Origin of the sequence: Leucobacter albus (assembly GCF_039528015.1) — a bacterium.
Lineage (GTDB): Bacteria > Actinomycetota > Actinomycetes > Actinomycetales > Microbacteriaceae > Leucobacter > Leucobacter albus.
On record NZ_BAAAKZ010000003.1, the window covers coordinates 329,618 to 346,470 of the forward strand.

Here is a 16,853-nt window from a genome sequence, read left to right on the forward strand (position 1 = left end):
CTTTCCATATGTCACGCACACTCGTACTCGCCTCGCACAACGCGAACAAGCTCGTTGAGCTTCGGGCGGTGCTCGAGCCGCTCATTCCGGGCATCGAACTCGTCGGCTACGACGGGCCCGAGCCGGTCGAAGACGGTCTGAGCTTCGAGGCAAACGCCCTGCTCAAGGCCCGAGCAGCGGCCGCACACACGGGCCTGCCTGCGCTTGCCGACGACTCCGGCATCGCAGTTGAGGTGCTCGGTGGGAGCCCCGGCATCTTCTCGGCGCGCTGGGGCGGGCACGCGCGCGACGACAGGGCGAACGTGAAGCTCTTGCTTGAGCAACTCTCGGACATCGCTGAGGAGCACCGCGCGGCCGGCTTCGTCTGCGCTGCGGCGCTCGTCACCCCCGAGGGGCACGAGGTATGCGAGCTCGGCGTCTGGCAGGGGTCGCTGCTTACCGAGGCGGTCGGCGAGAACGGCTTCGGCTACGACCCAATCTTCATGCCAGAGGGTGAGCGGCGCTCCGCGGCCGAGATGCGGCCCGAAGAGAAGAACCTCGTGTCGCATCGCACGCGGGCCTTCACGCAGCTCGCGCCGGCCATCGCCGAGCTGCTCGGCGAGTAGCGGCTGGGACCGGCAGGCAGGCCCGCCGGGTCTCCCGGGCCCGCCGGGTCTCCCGGGCCCGCCGGGCTCGGCCGGCTCCGTCAGGCATCGGCCAGCGCATGGCCATTTCATCGCGCCAGCAGAAGATACACCCGGCAGGCGATACACTCGGCAGAGAATCGTTTGAGCGCCGTGCGCGCGACCTCGAAGGTGGTTTCCTGTGACGCAACTCAGTGGTGGCCTCGTGCGGCCCGACGTAACCGAGGCCGACGCGACCGCGATCGCGAGCGACCACTACGGGGTCGACGTCGTGGCCCGCGAGCTCGGCAGCAACCAAGATCGCAACTTCGTGCTCGAGGCCGCAGACGGCTCACGCACCGTGCTGCGCGTCGACCACCCGGTCTTTGAAGACGCAGCGCGCGAAGCCCAGCACCTCGCGCTCGATGCCTACCGGGCCGCGGGGCTCTCGGTGCCAGCCGTGCTCCCGGGGGTCGACGGGCAGCTGGTGCAGCGCTGGGGCGAGCTCGCCGTGAGGCGCAGCGAGTTTGTCGAGGGTGAGCCGCTCGTCGACTGTGGCTACCTCGCGCCCACGGTGGTGCGCGAGTTTGGAGCCCTGGCCGCCGCGTCCGTGACGGCGCTTGCAGAGCTTAGCCACCCGGGCCTCGAGCGCTCCCACATGTGGGACATGCGCGTCGCACACTCAGAGGTGGTGAAGCTCGCGGCCGCGATCACCGACGATCGGCTGCGCGACCGCGTGCTCGAGGCCGCCGCGGAGGCGCAGCGGGCGCTGGCAACGGTGCAAGACGACCTCGCGGTGCAGGCGATTCACGGCGATCTCACCGACGACAACGTCGTCGGCCGGCGCGGCGACGACTCGCGGCTGCACCCGCACACGGTGCTCGACCTCGGCGACCTCTCTTGCGGGTGGCGCGTTGCCGAGCTCGCGGTCACGGCCGCGTCGTTGTTGCACCACGAGGGCGACCGCCCGCTGCGGGTGCTCGATGCGGTTGGCGCGTTCCATTGCGCGGCCTCCCTGTCGCTCGCCGAGGCGCGCGCGGTCTGGCCGCTCGTGGTGCTGCGCGGTGCGCTGCTCGTCGCGAGCGGTTGGCGGCAGCTCGCGATCGATGGCGACAACGAGTACGCGCGCGAGCGGATCGCGGGGGAGCAGGCCATCTTCGACGCCGCTACGCACTACCCGCTCACCGAAATGACCGAGCAGGTGCTCGCACGGCTCGGCTTCATCGGGGCGCCCGGCGCCGATGGCGAGTTTGGCCTGCAGGCCGTGGCGGCGGTGCCCTCAGCAACCGGCTCAGCGGCCCCGAACGTGCCGTTGCGCTCCCTGCTGCCAGAGCTCGCGGGCGACGTGCGCGTGCTCGACCCCGGTGTCGAATCTGATGAGCTCGACGCCGGCAAGTGGCTCGACCCCGCCGCTGAACTCAACCTCGTTGACGACGCCTTTGTGACGGGAGCCGCTGCAGCGGTGCTGCCGTACGGGGTGTTTCGGCTCACGCGCGCCGCGATCGACGCTGCCGGCGCCGCCGAGACCTGGCCGCTCGGAACCGAAGCCTGGGTCGCCCCCGGCTCGGCCCTCGCCGTCGCGGCCCCGGCCGACGCCTCGGTCGTCGCGGTGACCGGGCGCGGGCTCCTGCTCGACACCGGCGACGGCTGGTTCCTCTCGATCGACGGTGCCGTGCCATCGGTGGCCGAGGGCGCAGCGCTGCGCCGGGGCGATACGATCGGCGAGCTCGCTGGCTCAGACGACCCGCGACCGCTCTCGGTGATGCTCTGTCGCGCAGACGCCGTCTCGGGGCTCGCGCCCGCGATCTTGGCGGTGACGGCGCCTGCGGCGGGTCGCGCCCAGCTCGTCGCGCCTGAGCGCGTGCCCGCGTGGCGCAGGCTTTCGCTCGACCCTGCCGCGCTACTCGGCCTCGAGCCGCTGTCGCAGCGCGACGAATCGGGCGACGAACTGGCGCGGCGCGAGCGCATCTTCGCGAGCGCGCAGGAACGCTACTACGACAGCCCGATGCAGATCGAGCGCGGGTGGCGACACCACCTCGTCGACACCACGGGCCGCAGCTACGTCGATATGGTCAATAACGTCGCGGGGCTCGGCCACGGTCACCCGGGCGTCGCAGACGCGCTGAACAGCCAGATTCGCAGGCTCAACACCAACTCGCGGTTCCTGTACCGCGAACTCGCCGAGTACAGTGAGCGGCTGCTCGCGATGCTCCCAGCCGGCACCGGCCTCGACACCGTGCTGCTCGTCAATAGCGGCTCAGAGGCAGTCGACCTGGCGCTGCGCCTCGCGCAGGCTGCGACCGGCCGAAAGACCATTGTCGCGCTTCGCGAGGCCTACCACGGTTGGACGATGGCGAGCGATGCGGTGACCACGAGTGCCTTCGATAACCCGTTCGCGCTCGAGAATCGCCCGGACTGGGTGCACGTTGCCGACGTGCCGAACCGGTTCCGCGGCACCTACCGCGGCGCGGAGAGCGACCGCACGGTGGGGCAGCGCTACGCCGCAGACTTCGGCGACGACCTTGTGCGACTCGGCGCGGAGGGGCGCGACGTCGCAGCATTTGTCTGCGAGTCTGTGCTGGGCAACGCAGGCGGTGTGCTGCTGCCCGAAGGGTACCTCGCAGACGTCTACGCTCGGGTGCGCGCGGCGGGCGGTTTGTGCATCGCCGACGAGGTGCAGGTCGGCTTCGGTCGCCTCGGCTCCTCGTTCTGGGGGTTCGAAGAGTCAGGTGTCGTGCCAGACATCGTGTCGATCGCCAAACCCATGGGCAACGGGTTTCCTGTCGGCGGCGTGATCACCTCGAAGGCGATCGCCGACGCGCTGGCGAGCCAGGGGCAGTTCTTCTCGTCGGCAGGCGGCAACCCGCTGTCGTGCCGCGTCGGCATCGCCGTGCTCGACGCGATGCGCGACGAGGGGTTGCAGCAAAACGTTGCCGAGGTTGGGGAGCGGCTCTCGGCCGGGGTTCGTGAGCTCGCCGAGCGGCATGAGATCATCGGCCCGATCCACGGCAAGGGGCTCTATGTTGGGGTCGAGCTCGTGCGCGACCGGCAGACCATGGAACCGGCGAGCGCCGAGGCCGCGGCGATCTGCGAGCGCCTGCGGGAGCTTGGCGTGGTCGTGCTCACGACCTCGGAGCGCTCGAATGTGCTGAAGGTAAAGCCGCCGTTGACGCTCAGCGCCGAGAGCGCCGACTTCGTGCTCGCCCAGCTCGACAGGGTGCTCACCGAGGGGTGGTAACCGCCGGCTGAGGGGTCGCGAGCTCGCTCGCGGCGCGAACGACCGTGTCGCGGCGCCGCGCGTGCTCCTGCTCATTCACCGGGCCCGAGATCATTCTCGCGACCTGCGGCACGGCCGACCACCACCCCGCAATCGCGAAAATCAGAAACACCAGCTGATCTGGGCTGTGGGCCGAGCTGATCGCGCCGGAACGCTGGCCAGCGGTGACCGCCTCGACCTTGTCGCGGTAGTGTTCCCTGCGCTGTGCCTCGTCTGGCACGATCGCGTCAAAGACGAGCCCCTCCCAGCGCAGCAGCCGGCTGAACTGCGGGTGTGCCCGGTGATAGTCGTAGACGCGGCCAGCATACTCGCCGATGTCGCCGGGGGAGGCCGCGCTGATGGGCACGTCGCGGGCGACGCTCGCGAGCTCCTCGCGCAGCACCACGGCGAAGAGGGCGCGCTTGTCGCCAAAGTAGTTGTACACCCGCTCCTTGTTCACGCCCGCCGCCCGGGCGATGCGCTCCACGGTCGTGCCGTCGGGGCCGTGCTCAGCGAACTCCGCCACGGCGGCCGTGAGAATCTTCTGTTGTGTTGCGGCGGTATCCCAGGCCATCGACGCACCCTTTCACGTGTGGCGGCACTGGTGCGCCGCCCCAAAACCATTTCCAACGCTCGCGTTGGTACTTGGTCACCAACTGTACTACGGTTAATTCCAACGTTAACGTTGGTGAGGGGTGCGATGTCGAACGATCAGGGAATTGGGGCCGCGGGCGGCGGCGCAACGGAGTACCCGGGAAACCGACTGTCGGTGGCGCTGCTCGTCTGCTCGGCGCTTGTCGTCGTGATGCAGCTCTACGCCGCCATTCCGCTCGTCGCGCCGCTCTCTGCGCAGCTGCTCGGTGACGCTACGTTCGCTGTGTCGACCGCGTTTAGTCTCTGCTACGCCCTCGGGTTTCTCATCTGGGGTCCGCTCGCAGACCAGTTTGGGCGCCGCCGCATTATGCTCATCGGCCTGATCGCACTCACCGTGGTCACGGTCTGCTGCTCGTTCGCAACCTCCATGACAGCGATCGGTCTGCTCCGCGCGGCGCAGGGGTTTCTCGCGGCGAGCTTCGCGCCAGTCGCGCTGGCCTACCTCTCCGAGTCAATGGCGCCCGCCCGCCGAGCCCCCGCCATCGGGGCGATGGCGACTGCGTTTCTCGTCGCGGGTATTTCGGGGCAGGTCATTCCCGAGTTTCTCGCGCTCCACTTTGGCTGGCAGAGCGTGTTCTACGTCTCGACCGCGCTCATCGCGCTCGCGGCAGTGGGCGTCTGGGCGCTGCGCCGCGAACCGTCGCGGGCGCCAGACGGGCTGGGCCTACGCGGGCGCATGCGCAACCTCAGGGTCGTGGCAACCCGGCCGACGGTGTTGCTGCTTGCGGTGGCCCACATGACGCTGCTGCTGTCGCTCGTGGCCATGTACTCGGCACTTGGCCCGCACCTCACGGCATTCGGGCTCGATGCCTCTCACATTATGCTGGTGCGGCTGCTCGGCCTGCCCGGCATGTTCGCCTCTCTGTTGACCGGCCTGCTCGTTCGCCGGTTTGGTCGGCCGGGGGCCGCGCGCTTCGGCTTTGCGGTTGCCGCGCTGGGCCTCGTGCTCGAAGCAGCGCTGTCGTGGTCGCTTGTTGGAGTCGCGCTGGCGAGCCTTGTGTTCGTCACCGGCGTTGCGCTCGCGCTCCCGGCGATGATCGCGCTGTTCGGCGAGAGCGCCGCACCGAATCACGCGAGCGGCATGGCGCTCAATGGCTTCTTCCTATTTCTGGGGGCGAGCATCGGCCCACTGACTATCGGCCTCGGGCTGAACTTCCCTGCGCTGCTCATCGCTCTTGCCGGGCTGCTGCTGGTCGCCGTTGCGAGCCTCACCCTGTGCGTGCGGGTGGGCCGCCGCGGCACCCAGGGAGCAAACTAACCCTCGCCTCGGCCTGGGCCCGGGGAGCGGGCGTGCGCAGTTCGGCTCGCTCGAAGGGGTGAGCTCAGCGACGAGCACGCGATCCGCCACCGACAACCTCCCGTGCCGTGACGTGGGTCTAGGCGGCGGCAGCCGCGTGCACGTATCGCAGCTCGCCCGCTACAGCCCGAGCACGGTGCGCGCGATGAGGAAGTAGATGATGAGCCCGAGCGCGTCGACGAACGTCGAAATAAACGGGTTCGAGAACACCGCCGGGTCGACCTTCACGGCCCGCGCGAGCAGCGGCATGCACCCGCCAACGGCGGCAGCGAGCGTGCACACAGCGAGCAGCGTCAGCCCGATAACGAGACCGATTTGCGGTGTAAAAGCGATCGCAGCGATCGCGAATCCGAGCGTGCCGAGCAGCAGACCAAGCATGGCGCCCGTGCGCAGCTCGCGGGTGAGCACCCGCCAGAAATCGCGCGAGCCAACGTCGCCGAGCGCCAACGCGCGCGTCACGGTGGTCGCGGCCTGATTGCCGGTGTTGCCGCCGGTTCCGATGAGCAGCGGCACGAACAGCGCAAGCACGGTCACCTGCTCGATCGTCGCCTCGAATACCGACAGCACCTGCACGGTGAGCGTCGCGCCGACGGCCAGCACGAGCAGCCAGATGACGCGCGAGCGCACGAGCGCCCCGACCGGCGTTGAGAGATACGGGCGCCGCAGCGGCTCGGTGCCGCCCTGGCGCGCCGCGTCTTCGCTTTCCTCGTGTTCGAGAATGCGAATCGCGTCGTCGATGGTGAGCATACCAACGAGGCGATCCTCTCGATCGACGATCGGTAGGGCAAGCAGCGCGCGGTCTGCGCACCGGCGCGCGGCTTGCTCGGCCTCCTCGATGGCGCCGGCCGTGTGCACCGGGTTCATCATGTCGGCGATCACCGTGTCGCCATCGGCAGCGAGAATCTCGCGCAGGCTCGTGACCCCGACGACGTGGCGAGAGTCGTCGAGCACCGGAATCGTGTACACGGTCTCGGCGTCAGCCAGCCGCGCCCGAACTCGCTCGAGGGTCTCGGCGACCGTGAATGCCGCGCGGGTTGAAACGTACTCGAGCGACATGCGCCTGCCGACGCTGCCCTGCGGGTAACCGAGCAGCGCGGAGGTGAGCACGCGCTCCTGCTCGGGCAGGCCCCGGAGCAGCCGCGTGGCGAGGGCAGCGGGAACCTCATCGAGCAGCCACAGCCGATCGTCGTGATCGAGGTCAACGAACAACTGAGCAACCTCGGCGTCTTGCAGCCCGTGGAGCAGGTCGCTCTGCAGCGCGGGGTCGAGAATCTCGAAGACCTCGGCCGCGCGATCTTTCGGCAGGAGCCGGTACATGACTGCGCGCTGCTTGTCGTTCAGGCGCTCGAAAACTGGAATGATGTCGGGCGCCAGCAGCGGGCTCAGCTCGTCAGTGATCGCGCTGAGATCGCGGGCTGCGTAGAGCTGCGCGATCGTGTCGACGAGCTCATCTTGGGTTTTCTGCTGCGCTGGGGGCAGCACGGCCGTGCTGCCCGTCGTCGGCGGCAGTGACTGGCTGCCTGCCGCTGCGGTCGGCAGCACATGCGTTGCGGCGGTCGCTGGCTGCTGTGCTGGCTGCTGCTTTGCTGGCTGCTGCTCTGGCAGCTGTGGGGTCGTCATGGCGTCGCTCCTTCGCCGGGGTGCGCACGCGAGACGCCGAGTGCGCAAAACAGATGGCGGGCGCACAGCGAATGCGGCGCCCGAGATGGAGCCGGACGGCGAGTGGGTCGCTACGCGGTGTGAAGTGCGAAGCGAGCGAACACGAGATCCGGCCGAGGACTGCAACTGTCACTGGACACGGAAATCACCTCACTTCGGTCGAACGCCTGATGCGGGGGATATGCAGCTCCCCGCAGGTACACTATCAGCGCGCGATGTCGCAGCCCAAACTCGCGGGTGGGGTCGGCCGACCGCGCCTGTGGAGCCAAGCGCTATGGCGTGGGCGCAGGCGGGCCCACGCGGCATAGGGAGGGTCCGGGCGATCGCCAGCCTCCCAGCCTCCCAGCAAACCAGGCAGCGCGAGTTGCCCGCGGCTAGCTGTCGCGGCGGCGTTCGCGCACGTAGAGCTGTCGTCGAACCTGGGCGACGAGTGCGCCGTCGGGCCCGGTGATCGGAATCTCAAACCAGCGCAACACCTTCTTGCCGCCGGCGGCGGCCTCCCGCAGCTCGGCTACGGTCTCGGGCGGCATCTCCACGGTTGCGGTGACGAAGCCGGTTCCTGGCGAGACGAATTCGATCTCGGCCGCCTTATCCCACGCAACGTAGTCGGGCCCGAGCTGGTTGAGCGACATGATGACGAGAAACGGGTCGAGCATCGAGAACAGCGAGCCCCCGAACGCAGTTCCCATGTAGTTCGCGTTCTCGGGGGTGATGTCCATACGAATCACGGCGCGCGTGAAATCGTCGGCGAGCTCGGTCACACTGATGCCCTGGGTCTGCAGCGTCGGCCAGTGATTGAACCCCTCCTTGTGCACCGCTGCGCTCTGGCCCCGAAGATCGCTCCCGCTCATGCTGACTCCCTTGTCTGGTCTTGTCGTTCGGTGTGGTGAGTTCTACTCAACACGACATCACCGGTCGAAGCCGAAACATTGTTGACGGCCGCGCCATTTGCGGTGCCCGGCGCAGCAGAAAGGCGTAGCTTGTGCACAGCGGCAGTAGGGTTGTGCCGTGACGAGTCTTCTCTGGTTTCGCGACGACCTTCGGCTGACTGACCACGCTGCACTCGCTGCCGCGGCGGCCGACCCCGAGGGCGCGGTAGCGCTCTATGTGCTCGACGAGATGAGCCCTGAGACCCGGCCGCTCGGTGGCGCGGCAAAGTGGTGGTTGCACGAGTCATTGACGGCGCTGAGCTCGGCCCTCGCCGAGCTGGGCATCCCGCTGGTGCTCAGGCGCGGTGCCGCCGAGCAGGTTGTGCGAGAGGTGGCGTCAGCTCGCGCAATCGACCGCGTGCTCTGGAACCGGCGCTACGGGGCGGAACGCGCGATCGATGCGCGGCTCAAAGTGCGACTGCGCGCGAGTGGGGTCACTGCAACCTCGTACCGGGGTGGGCTCTTGTTCGAGCCCTGGGCGGTGCGAACCGGTAGCGGCGGGCACTACCGCGTGTACTCCCCGTTTTGGCGGGCTTGCCTGGGAGCCCCCGCGCCGGCAGAGCCGCTCGCGGCGCCGGGTGCGCTCACGCCCCGCGCCACCAGGCTCGCGAGCGAGCTGTCAGTCGGGCTGGCGAGCGACCCGCTCGCCGACTGGTGCTTGCAGCCGACAAGCCCGAACTGGGCAGCGGGGCTTGCTACCCGCTGGGTTCCGGGGGAGGCCGCCGCCCTCGCTCAGCTCGAGCGCTTTCTCGCTACCCGTGCGCGTGACTATGCTGCAAACCGAGATTTCCCGGCGCTCGACACCGGGTCGGAGCTTTCGCCCTACATGCGGTGGGGCGAAATCAGCCCGCGCACCGTGTGGCACGCCGCGCTTGGGGCTGCCGCCGATCACGGCGTCGACGTCGGTGTGTTTCTCTCTGAGCTGGGCTGGAGAGAGTTTGCCTGGCACACGGCCTTCCACGCGGGCGCTGCCGAAGCTGCCCGAGCCGCCGACGCAACCGACGCGACAGACGCGGCCGGCGGCGCCAACACGGCCGGCTCGACGGCCCCAGCGGTCGTGCTCCCCGGCACAGCACTGCACGAGCGAGAACTGAACCCTCAGTTTGATGCCTTCCCGTGGCGCGCCACGACCGAGGCAGAACTCGCAGCGTGGCAACGAGGCGAGACAGGGTTCGGTCTTGTTGACGCCGGCATGCGCGAGCTGCGGGCGACCGGGTTCATGCACAATCGGGTGCGCATGGTCGCCGCCTCGTTTCTCACGAAAAACCTGCTCGCAAACTGGCGGGTTGGCGAGGCCTGGTTCTGGGACACCCTGGTCGATGCCGACGCGGCGAGCAACCCCTTCAATTGGCAGTGGGTTGCGGGGTGCGGGGCAGACGCAGCCCCGTATTTTCGGGTGTTCAACCCCGAAACGCAGCAGCAGAAGTTTGACCCAGAAGGCGCGTACGTCGAGCGATTCGCCCCGCACAGCGTGATGCTGCCTCAGCTCGTTGACCTCCGTGAGACACGGGTGCGGGCGCTCGCCGCCTACGACACCGTGCGCAATGCGCCGCGGGTGCGCGCTGCGCATGAGCCTGATCGGTAGCTCAGGTGTCGAGTGCGGCCCTCACCGCCTGCGCTGCCGTTCGGTGCGAGAAATGAAACCCTGACGCAGCCAGCGCGGCTGGGGCTACGTTGGCGTCGCTGAGCAGCAGCGAATCAGCCGCGTCTCGTCCGAGCGCGAGCCGGAGCACCCAGGCCGGAGCGGGCACCAGATAGGGTCGCCCGAGCTGGGCGGCGATAGCGCGACCGATCTCGCTCGCGGTCGCGGGCGTTGGGCCAGTGAGGTTGACGGGGCCGGTGAGCCCCGTGTCGATGACGTGGCGGATCGCGCGCACTTCGTCGTCTAACGAGATCCACGGCCAGATCTGCGTTCCGTGCCCCAGCGGCCCGCTGACGCCCAGCCTGGTGAGCAAGATGAGCGGCTTCAGCACCCCGCGCCGGTGCAAAATCGGCGCGGTTCGCAGCAGTGTGACCTTCGGGCCGGCAGCGGCACGCGTGCCACCACCTCTAGCGCGAACTGCGGTGTTCGCGGGCAGTGCCGCGGCTTCCCACTCAGCGCTGAGGGCGGCGAGAAATGTGCTGCCAGCAGTCAAAGACTCGCTCAGCACCTCGCCGGGGCGGTCGCCGTAGTAGCCAACTGCCGAGGCCGAAACGAAGTGTGGCGCGGCGTCACCGAGCTCGCTGATGGCGGTGGCCAGTGTGCGCGTCGGGGTGAGTCGGGAGTCGATGAGCTGCTGCCGGTAGCGCTTGCCCCAGGGGAGCCTCCCGATGCTCGCGCCGTTGAGGTTTACGACGGCAGTTGCGCCCGCGATGAGCTCGGGGTCGAGCCGTTCGCCGGGCTGCCACTGCAGTTCGTCTGGTGCTTGGGGCGCGCGACGCACAAGCCGCGTGACCCGAGTGCCGTCTGCGCGCAGCGAGCCCACGAGGGCGCTGCCAACGAGGCCCGAAGCGCCCGAGGCGATCACGGTGCGCGGTGCGGGGCGCTCGTCGGCGTGGCGCTGGGCACGTACCGGCGTGTCACTCATCTGGTGTTCCCCCAAATTCTGGCATGTCCCAAGTGCCTGGTGTCGCTCGAATGCTTGTATTCGCCAATGCAGCGTGTCCCCGGCGCATCCAGGGCGCCGCGTGAGAGCAATTGTACGACCGCACCTTCGCAGGCGCCCGGTGAGTGCCCGCGCACCCGTGGTGGCTGGCACGCACGGCGCCACCGCTCCGTCAGAGCCTTTTCGCCCAGTCACCACCCGAATCACGCGAGTTTCGATGGTGACGGAGCAAAAACATGGTGACGGAGCGAGCCCGCCGGGGTGGCAGCGCCGCTGCCGCCAGCGCCTGCGGCTCAGTGCGCCAGGCGGCCCCTAGTCTGCGGGTGCCGCGAGCGCGGTGAGGGCGGCGATGTGCCCGCGAAACGCGCGCCGACCAGCATCTGAGAGGCGAACCCACACGCGGCTGCGGCCCGACCGCACGGCCCGGCGCTGCTCGACATACCCTGCCTCGACCAGGGCTGCGAGCTGCTTGCTCAGCGCCGAGTCAGAGACCTGCAGCAGTTCGCGTAGCGCCCCAAACTCCTCCTCGCTCACCGGCTCGAGGAGCGCACAGATGCGCAGCCTCGGCAGGGGGTGAATGACAGGGTCAAGCCCGTTCGGGTGTGCGGCGCTACCGGAGGCCACGGCTCGCTCGCCTGGCCCAGAAGCGATCGAGTGCGCGGCCGCCGAAGGTGACGAGCGCGAACAGTGCAGCCGCGGCGACTGCTGGCAGCCACCACCACCCGTGCTCCGCGTACAGGGCGGTGCTCAGCCCGCCGAGCACCCCTGCTGCTGCGGCGAAGCCGATAAGCCCCAGCGTCATGCTCCCGGAGAGCCGCAGCTTGCGCACCGCGCTCGGCTGCTTCCACGCGGCGACCGCGCCGATCGCGATGACAGTGGCCGGCGGAATGAGGTACTGCAATAGCATCGGCCAGGAGCGGGTGTACGGCAGCAGGGCGAACACCGCGAGCATGAGCCCGAGCGTTGGCCAGTAGCGGGCAGGCCGCTGCAGCCTGGCGATGTTCTGCTGCTCGGCCTCAGCGAGTGTGGCCATCGCTTCCTGCGGTGTGGGGTCTTTTTCCATACAGGAAAGAGTACCAGCGACTTTCCATGGAGGAAAGAGACGGGCCGGGCGCCGCGACCCGCCGCTACGCGACCACGCCCGCCGATGCGCGGCCCGCGCGGCCCGCGCGGCCCACCGCCCGCCGCAGCGCAACGAACAGCACGATCATGCCGGCGGTCAAGAGCATGTGCCCGAGCCCGGCAATCCCCGAGATCATCTTGGTCGATTCCTCGCCGAGCACCGTGAGGCTGCCGTGCCACACGAGCATCGCCGACGTGAGCACGACGCCCGCGTTGTACAGCCAGAAGAACCAGGCAAACAGCTTCTTGCTCGCAGAGATGGCGAACGCCTTCTCGAGCGCGAGCACGATCAGCAGCACGATGAATCCGAGCGTGAGCAGGTGAGTGTGAGCGAGGCCGAGCTGCGTGAACTGCCCCTCAGGGAAGTCGTTGAGCTTGGTGAACTCGCGGTAGAACAGGCCGGAGGCCACCCCGACGAGCATGTAGATGAACGCGGCGTTGAGGAGTTTTTTCATGGTGGTGTTCCTTTCGAACGGTTGGGAAGGGTCAAGAGTGGTTCGCGAGCGCGCCGAATACGCCCACCCGGGAGCTGTGCCCGGGCCAGGGAAACGTGGCGGCGTGTCAGTGCCGCTAGAGGGTCAGATGAGCCCGGTCTCCTGCGCGAGGTGGATCGCGCGCGAGCGGCTGTCGACGTCGAGTTTGGTGAAGATGTGCGCGACGTGGCTCTTCACTGTCGCTTCGGTGACGAACAGCGCCTTCGCGACCTCTTTGTTCGCCTTGCCGGTCGAGAGGAGCCGCAACACCTCGATCTCGCGGTCGGTGAGTTTCGGCAGCGGATCGCGCACACCCTGCAGCACCCTGGCCGCGACATCGGGGGTGAGGTACATGTCGCCGGCTGCGGCGCGCTCGATGCCCTCGACAATCACCTCCGGCGCGACGTCTTTCAACAGGTAGCCGGCGGCGCCTGCCTCGATGGCGCCGAGGATCTCAGCATCGCGGTCGAACGTCGTGAGGATGAGCACGGCCGGGGCCGGGTCGAGCTCCCGCAGCGCCGCGGTGGTCTGAATGCCGTCGATGCCGGCGCCGAGCCTGAGATCGCAGAGCACCACATCTGGGCGGAGCTGCTCGGCGAGCGCGATGGCCGCCTCGCCGGTCGCGGCCTCACCGATCACGGTGACGCGACCCCCGGTGTCGAGCACGGCCCGAAGCCCACTGCGCACGACCGGATGGTCGTCGACGAGCAGCACGGTGATGGTCATGGCATCTCCTCGGGAGCGGGGTCAGGCGCGGGAGCGGGGTCAGGCGCGGGAGCGCGGCCAGGAGCGGGAGCAGTGGGCGCGGAATCGTAGCGGATCGGCAGGTGCGCCGACAGCGCCGTGCCCTCGCCAGGGTTGCTTTCAACGTCGAGGCCACCGCCCAACTCTCGGAGCCGGTCTCGCATGAAGCGAAGGCCGTAGCTCGAGGAGCCCGTCGCGGGGGAGTGCTCCCACGCTGTCGCGTCAAAGCCGACACCGTCATCGGTGATGTCGAGCCGCACAGAGTCGCCCGCGTCGACGAGGCTGACGACCACGCGGGTCGCAGCGGCGTGCAGCTTCACATTCGCGAGCGCTGACTGGGCGCTGCGCAGCAACCCCACCTCGATCTCGGTGGGCAGCACTGGCAGGGTGTCGTCGACGTGCAGCTCGGCCCGAATCCCAGTCTCTTCGCGTGCACGTTCGAGCATTCGCTCGAGGGCGGCTGCGAGCGCACCGCTCTCGAGTTCTGCGGGCACGAGCTCAGCGACGATCCGCCTGACGTCACCGAGGCTGTCCCCGGCGAGCGTCTCGACCTGGGTGAGGGCGAGCGTGGCCGAAGGGTCGGTTGTGCGGTCGGCCCCCGCGTGGGCGACGAGGCGGATCGACGAGAGCGCCTGCGCGATCGTGTCGTGAATGTCACGCGAGATGCGCGTCCGCTCTGCGATCGCGCCCGCCTCGCGCTGGGCGAGCGCGAGCTCGTCTTGCAGCTCTGCCATTTCGGTGTGCGCGAGTGTGAGCGAGGCAACGAGCCGCTCGCGCTCTGCGGCCTGGTGGAGGAGCTCCAGGTAGCCGCGCGAGATCCCGAACGCGAACGCCCCGCCGATGAGCGGCCCGAATACATTCGCGTAGCTCGTTGTGCCGTGGTGCAGAATCGGCGCAACAGCGACCACCCCGAACACGAGCACGGAGAACGCGAGCCCCCACGGGAGCGGCAGCAGGTGCCCGGCGAGCAGCCAGAGCAAGAACGCGAGCCACACGAACTCTGGGGAGACGGCGACGGCGGCGATCCACACCGCGGCGAAACCGACAAGCCACCAGGCGACCGCACCGCGCGCAGCGGTCTTGCGCGGCAAGAATGTGCCTGCCGTGTGCCAGGCGAGCACCGCGACGCCGGCAACAACCGCGGCGGGCACCGCGACGCCGTCGCCGATCGCCCGGATCGCGCCGATCACCGTGAGCGCGATGGCGATGAGGTGCTGGCCGACCTCCATCGCCCGCACGGTCGGCTCGGCTGGCCGGGCGGCACGTGGGGTGCCGCCCGCAAGTGGCGCGTCGACGAGGCTCATGCGTCAATTCTCTCGCTCGCGCCCTCGTTTGGGGCGCTGAGAGCTGCGTTGCGCGATTCCGGTGCGCCGCCCGCCGGCCGAGCGGCGCGCTGGGGCCGGCGCCCTGGCCACCAGATGCGATCTCCGACGAGCGCGAAGATCGCGGGGACGATGACGGTGCGCACGACGAGCGTGTCGACGAGCACGCCGACCCCGACGATGAGTCCGAGCTGGCCGAGCGTGACAAGCGGCAGCACTCCGAGGGCCGCGAACACGGCCGCGAGCACGATGCCCGCGCTCGTGATGACGCTGCCGGTGTGCGCGACCGCCTCGACCATTCCGGCGCGGGTGCCGTGAACGTTCGCCTCGGCGCGTGCACGGTGCACGAGGAAGATCGTGTAGTCGATGCCGAGCGCGACAAGGAAGAGGAACGCGAGCAGCGGCACCTGCAGGTCGAGGGCCTGCTGCCCGAAGATGACGCGGCTCAGCCAGGCTCCGGCTCCAATCGCCGCGACGGCGCTCGCGAGGTTCACGACGAGGAGGAGCGCTGGCGCGATGAGCGACCGCAGCAGGAACACGAGCACGAGGAAGCTGATGGCGAGCACGAGCGGTGCGACGCGAAGCAGGTCTTGCTGATTTCCTGCTCGAGCGTCGACGTCGGTCGCGACGGCGCCGCCGACGAACGTATCTGGCAGCTCGGCGACCGCGTCGCGCAGCTCGCCGATCTGGGCGAGGCTTTCGGCGCTGCTCGGTTCGTACTCACTCGTCACCATCACCTTCGTGAGCGAGCCGTCGGAGCTCTCGCCTGCCGGGTGAGCGCGCACGACGCCGTCAACGGTGTCCGCCGCCTCCACCGCGGCCTCAGTGTTCGGGGTGCCCGTGACGATGAAAATTGGCTGAGCTTCGCCCGCGGGGAAGTGCTCGGACAGGGTTTCGAGGCCGCTCGCGGACTCGGATCCACCGCGGAACTTCTCGACCTGATCGAGGCCGACCGTCGTGCCGAAGAGCCCGGCCGACATGACGGCGAGCAGAGCGACGCCGGCGAGGAGACTGCGTGCGGGGCGCTCGGTGACCCGCGTCGCGATCGCGCGCCAGGCGCCGCCGCGCTGGGCGGATCCGCGACGCTCTGCGTCACCAGGCACCGCTGCGGCGGCCGGCTTCGGCACGAACGGCCAGAACACCCTGCGGCCGCAGACGGCGAGCAGTGGCGGCAGCAGGAACAGCACTGCGGCGAGCGCGATCACGAGGCCGATTGCCGAAGATACGCCGAGACCGTGGGTGCCGGGAATGACGGCGAGCACGAGCGTGAGGAGCGCAGCGACCACCGTCACGTTTGACGCGAGGATCGCGGGGAGCGTCTTCCGCCACGCAGCGCTGAGCGCGGCGCGGTGGTCGTCGGTGAGCAGCAGCTCCTCGCGGTAGCGCGAGATGAGCAGCAGCGCGTAGTTCGTGCCGGCACCGAACACGAGCACGCTGATGATGCCCGCGTCGAACTGCAGACCCCACGCGGCGCCGGCTGCCGCGGTCATCCGCCCGGCGAGACCGTCAGCGAGCGCCACAACTACGAGGGGAATGAGCCACAGCACGGGGGAGCGGTAGGTGATGATGAGCAGCAGCGCGACGATCACGATCGTGACGAGGAGCAGCGTGAAGTCAGCGCCCTCGAACGCCGCTGCGATGTCGGCGCCGAACGCCGGGCCGCCCGTCACCTGCAGGGTGAGGCCAGCGGGCGTCGCCGCCGCGATCTCGTCGCGCAGTTCGCCGATCACCGCGGCCGTGTCGGTGTTGGTCTCGCCGACCTGGATGGGGGTGACGAGCAGGGCGGCCTGCTCGTCGTCGCTAACCAGCGGGCCGCTCGACTCAGCGTCGGCGTGAGTATCGAGCACCGGCAGCAGCTCGGCGAGCGCCTGCGTGTCGGCGGCGGTGAGCTTCGCGCCGTCTTCGCGCGCGGCGACGACGAGCACCGACTGTCTGTCAGCGTTCGGGAACGTCTCGAGCAGCTCGCTCACGCGGGCCGACTCGGAGTCGGCGGGGGCCTGCGCGTTTCTCGCGGGTGCCTGGGCGCCGCCGAACACGCCGAACAGCGTGACGAGTATGAGGAGCGCCGCGCCGAGCGAGACCCACGCGCCGCGGCGCGACGTCAATAGGTCTGCGAAGTGTGTGCGTTGAGGGGAATCAGCCATACCCTCAACTTCACCAGCGCACGCGTTTTCCGGCATCGGGGAGGATGCTGAACTCCCTATCATCCA

14 protein-coding genes are annotated in these 16,853 nt (G+C 69.1%); 4 read left to right on the forward strand and 10 right to left on the reverse strand.

Annotation, left to right across the window (positions count from 1 at the left end; translation table 11 throughout):
* Nucleotides 1-8 precede the first annotated feature (8 nt).
* A complete protein-coding gene (rdgB, locus tag ABD115_RS05165; protein WP_343958888.1) occupies nt 9-605 on the forward strand; it encodes an RdgB/HAM1 family non-canonical purine NTP pyrophosphatase in 597 nt (198 codons plus the stop codon).
* 199 nt (nt 606-804) lie between these two features.
* On the forward strand, nt 805-3,840 hold the full coding sequence (locus ABD115_RS05170; protein ID WP_343958890.1) for an aminotransferase: 3,036 nt from the start codon (nt 805-807) through the stop codon (nt 3,838-3,840).
* On the opposite strand, the gene ABD115_RS05175 is transcribed toward ABD115_RS05170, so the two are convergent.
* Nucleotides 3,824-4,432, reverse strand: coding sequence for a TetR/AcrR family transcriptional regulator (locus tag ABD115_RS05175; protein WP_343958892.1), 609 nt, complete (start codon nt 4,430-4,432; stop codon nt 3,824-3,826). The two genes, ABD115_RS05170 and ABD115_RS05175, sit on opposite strands and share 17 nt — an antisense overlap.
* A 126-nt stretch (nt 4,433-4,558) precedes the next feature.
* Between ABD115_RS05175 and ABD115_RS05180 the strand changes: the two genes are divergently transcribed.
* Complete coding sequence (locus tag ABD115_RS05180) at nt 4,559-5,770, forward strand: MFS transporter (RefSeq protein WP_343958894.1); 1,212 nt, start codon at nt 4,559-4,561, stop codon at nt 5,768-5,770.
* Nucleotides 5,771-5,929: 159 nt separating this feature from the next.
* Here ABD115_RS05180 and mgtE read toward each other — a convergent pair whose 3' ends face one another.
* Entirely contained in the window at nt 5,930-7,429 is a 1,500-nt protein-coding gene (mgtE, locus tag ABD115_RS05185; RefSeq protein ID WP_343958896.1) for a magnesium transporter, read from the reverse strand.
* A gap of 413 nt (nt 7,430-7,842) precedes the next feature.
* A complete protein-coding gene (locus ABD115_RS05190) occupies nt 7,843-8,319 on the reverse strand; it encodes a PaaI family thioesterase (protein WP_343958898.1) in 477 nt (158 codons plus the stop codon).
* A 157-nt stretch (nt 8,320-8,476) separates the two neighbouring features.
* On the opposite strand from ABD115_RS05190, the gene ABD115_RS05195 reads away from it, so the two are divergent.
* Nucleotides 8,477-9,982 (forward strand): cryptochrome/photolyase family protein, encoded by a 1,506-nt coding sequence (locus tag ABD115_RS05195; RefSeq protein ID WP_343958900.1) that lies wholly within the window; start codon nt 8,477-8,479, stop codon nt 9,980-9,982.
* A 1-nt stretch (nt 9,983) separates the two neighbouring features.
* On the opposite strand, the gene ABD115_RS05200 is transcribed toward ABD115_RS05195, so the two are convergent.
* From ABD115_RS05200 to ABD115_RS05230, 7 genes are all read right to left on the reverse strand, one after another.
* A complete protein-coding gene (locus tag ABD115_RS05200) occupies nt 9,984-10,964 on the reverse strand; it encodes a TIGR01777 family oxidoreductase (protein WP_343958903.1) in 981 nt (326 codons plus the stop codon).
* Nucleotides 10,965-11,294: 330 nt separating this feature from the next.
* Entirely contained in the window at nt 11,295-11,606 is a 312-nt protein-coding gene (locus ABD115_RS05205; protein ID WP_343958905.1) for a transcriptional regulator, read from the reverse strand.
* The gene (locus tag ABD115_RS05210) at nt 11,593-12,045 is read right to left on the reverse strand and encodes a hypothetical protein (protein ID WP_343958906.1); all 453 of its coding nucleotides are present in this window, start codon (nt 12,043-12,045) and stop codon (nt 11,593-11,595) included. The genes ABD115_RS05205 and ABD115_RS05210 overlap by 14 nt, the downstream gene beginning before the upstream one ends.
* A gap of 64 nt (nt 12,046-12,109) precedes the next feature.
* The gene (locus ABD115_RS05215) at nt 12,110-12,559 is read right to left on the reverse strand and encodes a DUF2871 domain-containing protein (protein WP_343958908.1); all 450 of its coding nucleotides are present in this window, start codon (nt 12,557-12,559) and stop codon (nt 12,110-12,112) included.
* A 123-nt stretch (nt 12,560-12,682) separates the two neighbouring features.
* Nucleotides 12,683-13,303 (reverse strand): response regulator, encoded by a 621-nt coding sequence (locus tag ABD115_RS05220; protein ID WP_343958909.1) that lies wholly within the window; start codon nt 13,301-13,303, stop codon nt 12,683-12,685.
* A complete protein-coding gene (locus tag ABD115_RS05225; protein ID WP_343958911.1) occupies nt 13,300-14,625 on the reverse strand; it encodes a sensor histidine kinase in 1,326 nt (441 codons plus the stop codon). Before ABD115_RS05225 ends, ABD115_RS05220 begins: the two co-directional genes overlap by 4 nt.
* A complete protein-coding gene (locus ABD115_RS05230) occupies nt 14,622-16,787 on the reverse strand; it encodes an MMPL family transporter (RefSeq protein WP_343958913.1) in 2,166 nt (721 codons plus the stop codon). The genes ABD115_RS05225 and ABD115_RS05230 overlap by 4 nt, the downstream gene beginning before the upstream one ends.
* Nucleotides 16,788-16,853: the final 66 nt, after the last annotated feature.